This is a genomic window from Agromyces cucurbitae, from assembly GCF_058349945.1.
In genome coordinates, this window is the sequence record NZ_JBYRES010000008.1 from 1 (window position 1) to 5,596 (window position 5,596).

Below are 5,596 nucleotides of genomic sequence, written 5' to 3' on the forward strand. Positions count from 1 at the left end.
GAATGAATGTCCGGCGGTGTCCTACTCTCCCACAGGGTCCCCCCTGCAGTACCATCGGCGCTGCGAGTCTTAGCTTCCGGGTTCGGAATGTGTCCGGGCGTTTCCCTCGCGCTATGGCCGCCGAAACTCTAGGACCAAACGTCATCACCGTGGGGTGGTGGTTTGGTGGTTTCGGTCACACAACCCGTGGGTTGTGTTGTCTGTGTTGAATTGAAGTTGGTTTCCGTCTGTTGGGAACCACAGAGTGGACGCGAGATCATCTTGGGCCACGCACACGGCCTTTACGTGAATGCACAATTCGTGTGTGTGTAGTGATTATCAAGTTGTCGGCTTATTAGTACCGGTCAGCTCCGACAGTCGTTAGTCCTGTCTTCCACATCCGGCCTATCAACCCAGTCGTCTGGCTGGGAGCCTCTCCCCCCGAAGGGGATGGAAATCTCATCTTGAGGCCGGCTTCCCGCTTAGATGCTTTCAGCGGTTATCCATTCCGAACGTAGCTAACCAGCGGTGCTCCTGGCGGAACAACTGGCACACCAGAGGTTCGTCCAACCCGGTCCTCTCGTACTAGGGTCAGATCCTCTCAAATTTCCTGCGCGCGCAGAGGATAGGGACCGAACTGTCTCACGACGTTCTAAACCCAGCTCGCGTACCGCTTTAATGGGCGAACAGCCCAACCCTTGGGACCTACTCCAGCCCCAGGATGCGACGAGCCGACATCGAGGTGCCAAACCATGCCGTCGATATGGACTCTTGGGCAAGATCAGCCTGTTATCCCCGAGGTACCTTTTATCCGTTGAGCGACAGCGCTTCCACAAGCCACTGCCGGATCACTAGTCCCGACTTTCGTCCCTGCTCGACCTGTCAGTCTCACAGTCAAGCTCCCTTGTGCACTTACACTCGCCACCTGATTGCCAACCAGGTTGAGGGAACCTTTGGGCGCCTCCGTTACTTTTTGGGAGGCAACCGCCCCAGTTAAACTACCCACCAGGCACTGTCCCTGAACCGGATCACGGTTCGAAGTTAGATATCCAGAGTGACCAGAGTGGTATTTCAACAACGACTCCACCGACACTAGCGTGCCAGCTTCACAGTCTCCCACCTATCCTACACAAGCCACACCGAACACCAATACCAAGCTGTAGTAAAGGTCACGGGGTCTTTCCGTCCTTCTGCGCGTAACGAGCATCTTTACTCGTACTGCAATTTCGCCGAGTTCGCGGTTGAGACAGCTGGGAAGTCGTTACGCCATTCGTGCAGGTCGGAACTTACCCGACAAGGAATTTCGCTACCTTAGGATGGTTATAGTTACCACCGCCGTTTACTGGGGCTTAAATTCTCAGCTTCGCCTTGCGGCTAACCGGTCCTCTTAACCTTCCAGCACCGGGCAGGCGTCAGTCCGTATACATCGTCTTGCGACTTGGCACGGACCTGTGTTTTTAGTAAACAGTCGCTTCCCACTGGTCTCTGCGGCCACTCCCCGCTTCCTGGAGCAAGTCCATTCACGGTTCGGGCCCCCCTTCTCCCGAAGTTACGGGGGCATTTTGCCGAGTTCCTTAACCACGATTCTCTCGATCTCCTCGGTATTCTCTACCTGACCACCTGAGTCGGTTTGGGGTACGGGCGGCTAGAACCTCGCGTCGATGCTTTTCTCGGCAGCATAGGATCACCCACTTTTCATCCGCATCACGTCTCAGCCTCGTGAACCGCGGATTTGCCTACGGTTCGGCCTACACGCTTGCCCCGGGTCAACCATCGCCCGGGCTGGGCTACCTTCCTGCGTCACACCTGTTAATACGCTCACTCCACCAGACGGGGTCGCATGCCGCCCCACGCGTCACCCCGAAGGGATCGTGCATGGATTGGGATGCTTAGCACTCCTGATTTCATGTGGGCGGTTCTTCGCCGGTACGGGAATATCAACCCGTTGTCCATCGACTACGCCTGTCGGCCTCGCCTTAGGTCCCGACTTACCCAGGGCAGATTAGCTTGACCCTGGAACCCTTGGTCTTCCGGAGGACGGGTTTCTCACCCGTCTTTCGCTACTCATGCCTGCATTCTCACTCGTGTACCGTCCACGGCTGGTTTCCACCGCCGCTTCACCCGGCACACGACGCTCTCCTACCCATCAACACGGCTGGACCACGAAGGCCTACCACAAATGTCAATGCCACAACTTCGGTGGCGTGCTTGAGCCCCGTTACATTGTCGGCGCGGAATCACTTGACCAGTGAGCTATTACGCACTCTTTCAAGGGTGGCTGCTTCTAAGCCAACCTCCTGGTTGTCTGTGCAACTCCACATCCTTTCCCACTTAGCACGCGCTTAGGGACCTTAGTTGGTGGTCTGGGTTGTTTCCCTCTCGACGATGAAGCTTATCCCCCACCGTCTCACTGCTGCGCTCTCACTTACCGGCATTCGGAGTTTGGCTGACGTCAGTAACCTGTTGAGGCCCATCGGCCATCCAGTAGCTCTACCTCCGGCAAGAAACACGCAACGCTGCACCTAAATGCATTTCGGAGAGAACCAGCTATCACGAAGTTTGATTGGCCTTTCACCCCTATCCACAGCTCATCCCCTCCATTTTCAACTGAAGTGGGTTCGGTCCTCCACGACGTCTTACCGTCGCTTCAACCTGGCCATGGATAGATCACTTCGCTTCGGGTCTAGGACCTGCGACTGAATCGCCCTATTCAGACTCGCTTTCGCTACGGCTACCCCACACGGGTTAACCTCGCCACAGATCACTAACTCGCAGGCTCATTCTTCAAAAGGCACGCTGTCACCCCAACAAGGAGGCTCCAACGGTTTGTAAGCAAACGGTTTCAGGTACTATTTCACTCCCCTCCCGGGGTACTTTTCACCTTTCCCTCACGGTACTTGTCCGCTATCGGTCATCTGGGAGTATTTAGGCTTATCAGGTGGTCCTGACAGATTCACACGGGATTTCTCGGGCCCCGTGCTACTTGGGATACCTCTCCGGGCCGTGCACGATTTCGACTACGGGACTCACACCCACTCCGGTCCGGCTTTCAATCCGGTTCGTCTATCGCACACGCGTCACCGTGACTGCACGGCAGTACAGTCCGAAAGGTCCCACAACCCCGACCATGCAACCCCTGCCGGGTATCACACATGACCGGTTTAGCCTCTTCCGCTTTCGCTCGCCACTACTCACGGAATCACGGTTGTTTTCTCTTCCTGTGGGTACTGAGATGTTTCACTTCCCCACGTTCCCTCTACCCGCCCTATATATTCAGGCGGGAGTCACCAGGTCACCCAAAGGGCCTGGCGGGGTTTCCCCATTCGGAAATCCTCGGATCACAGCTCGTTTATCAGCTCCCCGAGGCTTATCGCAGATTACGACGTCCTTCTTCGGCTCCAGATGCCAAGGCATCCACCGTTTGCTCTTAGAAACTTGAAATCACATGAGTTGAATCGATCGCGCACCCGAAAGTGCGAGATTGACCAATGATTAGTCACACACACCCCCGAAGAGGCATGTGATCGAAATCTTGTGATCGACACTCCCAAAAGGAGCGTCAATCTAAGATGCTCGCGTCCACTATGTAGTTCTCAACAGACGGCCAGAACCCCCACCCCACCAGCAACCGCCGGCTTCATGAAGGCCTGAAGGGAAACCATCCCAACCCGCACCCGAAGGCGCCAGGCCATGTCCGGTCCCTCAGGACCCAACAGCGTGCACGCACCCAACCCGCCGAACCCAGTCGTTCCAACCCCACCGAAGCGAGGCGTACTGAACCAGAACCCATTGGCCTGGATGCCTATGTCAATGTTCCACCCATGAGCAACCAGCAAGACACATTCGGTCTTGACCTGGTATGCACTGCGAAAACCCGAAGGCTTCCGAGTTGCTCCTTAGAAAGGAGGTGATCCAGCCGCACCTTCCGGTACGGCTACCTTGTTACGACTTAGTCCTAATCACCGATCCCACCTTCGACGGCTCCCTCCACAAGGGTTAGGCCACCGGCTTCGGGTGTTACCGACTTTCATGACTTGACGGGCGGTGTGTACAAGGCCCGGGAACGTATTCACCGCAGCGTTGCTGATCTGCGATTACTAGCGACTCCGACTTCATGAGGTCGAGTTGCAGACCTCAATCCGAACTGAGACCGGCTTTTTGGGATTCGCTCCGCCTTACGACATCGCAGCCCTTTGTACCGGCCATTGTAGCATGCGTGAAGCCCAAGACATAAGGGGCATGATGATTTGACGTCATCCCCACCTTCCTCCGAGTTGACCCCGGCAGTCTCACATGAGTTCCCACCATAACGTGCTGGCAACATGCGACGAGGGTTGCGCTCGTTGCGGGACTTAACCCAACATCTCACGACACGAGCTGACGACAACCATGCACCACCTGTATACGAGTGTCCAAAGAGTTCACCATTTCTGGCGCGTTCTCGTATATGTCAAGCCTTGGTAAGGTTCTTCGCGTTGCATCGAATTAATCCGCATGCTCCGCCGCTTGTGCGGGCCCCCGTCAATTCCTTTGAGTTTTAGCCTTGCGGCCGTACTCCCCAGGCGGGGCGCTTAATGCGTTAGCTACGACACGGAAACCGTGGAAAGGTCCCCACATCTAGCGCCCAACGTTTACGGCGTGGACTACCAGGGTATCTAATCCTGTTCGCTCCCCACGCTTTCGCTCCTCAGCGTCAGTAAGTGCCCAGAGACCTGCCTTCGCCATCGGTGTTCCTCCTGATATCTGCGCATTCCACCGCTACACCAGGAATTCCAGTCTCCCCTACACCACTCAAGTCTGCCCGTACCCACTGCAGGCCCGAGGTTGAGCCTCGGGATTTCACAGCAGACGCGACAAACCGCCTACGAGCTCTTTACGCCCAATAATTCCGGACAACGCTCGGACCCTACGTATTACCGCGGCTGCTGGCACGTAGTTAGCCGGTCCTTTTTCTGCAAGTACCGTCAAGGCCGAAGCCCCTTCTTCCTTACTAAAAGCGGTTTACAACCCGAAGGCCGTCATCCCGCACGCGGCGTTGCTGCATCAGGCTTGCGCCCATTGTGCAATATTCCCCACTGCTGCCTCCCGTAGGAGTCTGGGCCGTGTCTCAGTCCCAGTGTGGCCGGTCACCCTCTCAGGCCGGCTACCCGTCGACGCCTTGGTGAGCCATTACCTCACCAACAAGCTGATAGGCCGCGAGTCCATCCCAGACCGAAAAAACTTTCCACCCCACACCATGCGGTGCAAGGTCCTATCCGGTATTAGCTCCGATTTCTCGGGGTTATCCCAGAGTCCAGGGCAGGTTACTCACGTGTTACTCACCCGTTCGCCACTAATCCCCCCCAGCAAGCTGGAAGTTCATCGTTCGACTTGCATGTGTTAAGCACGCCGCCAGCGTTCGTCCTGAGCCAGGATCAAACTCTCCAAAAAAAATGTTTCAACCAACCCGAAGGCCAGTCAAGAGTTCAATCTCTGACAGAGAAACAACTGACTTCAAAAATCAAATTGTCCATCAATCAAAGGAATCCCACCCACCCAAAAAGAGTGAGTCGGGGTTCAAAAAATTGGCATTGAACATAGTGCACGCTGTTGAGTTCTCAAGGAACGGACGCACCCG

General features: G+C 55.8%; 3 rRNA genes. All 3 read right to left on the bottom strand.

The features are described 5' to 3' along the window. Positions 1 to 8: 8 nt before the first annotated feature. Positions 9 to 125: ribosomal RNA gene (gene rrf / locus AC3RJ6_RS19260) — 5S ribosomal RNA — on the bottom strand. 189 nt (positions 126 to 314) lie between these two features. After that, positions 315 to 3,420: ribosomal RNA gene (locus AC3RJ6_RS19265) — 23S ribosomal RNA — on the bottom strand. A 459-nt stretch (positions 3,421 to 3,879) separates the two neighbouring features. After that, a 16S ribosomal RNA gene (locus AC3RJ6_RS19270) occupies positions 3,880 to 5,409 on the bottom strand. The 16S, 23S and 5S rRNA genes sit together here, the layout of an rRNA operon. Positions 5,410 to 5,596 lie beyond the last annotated feature (187 nt).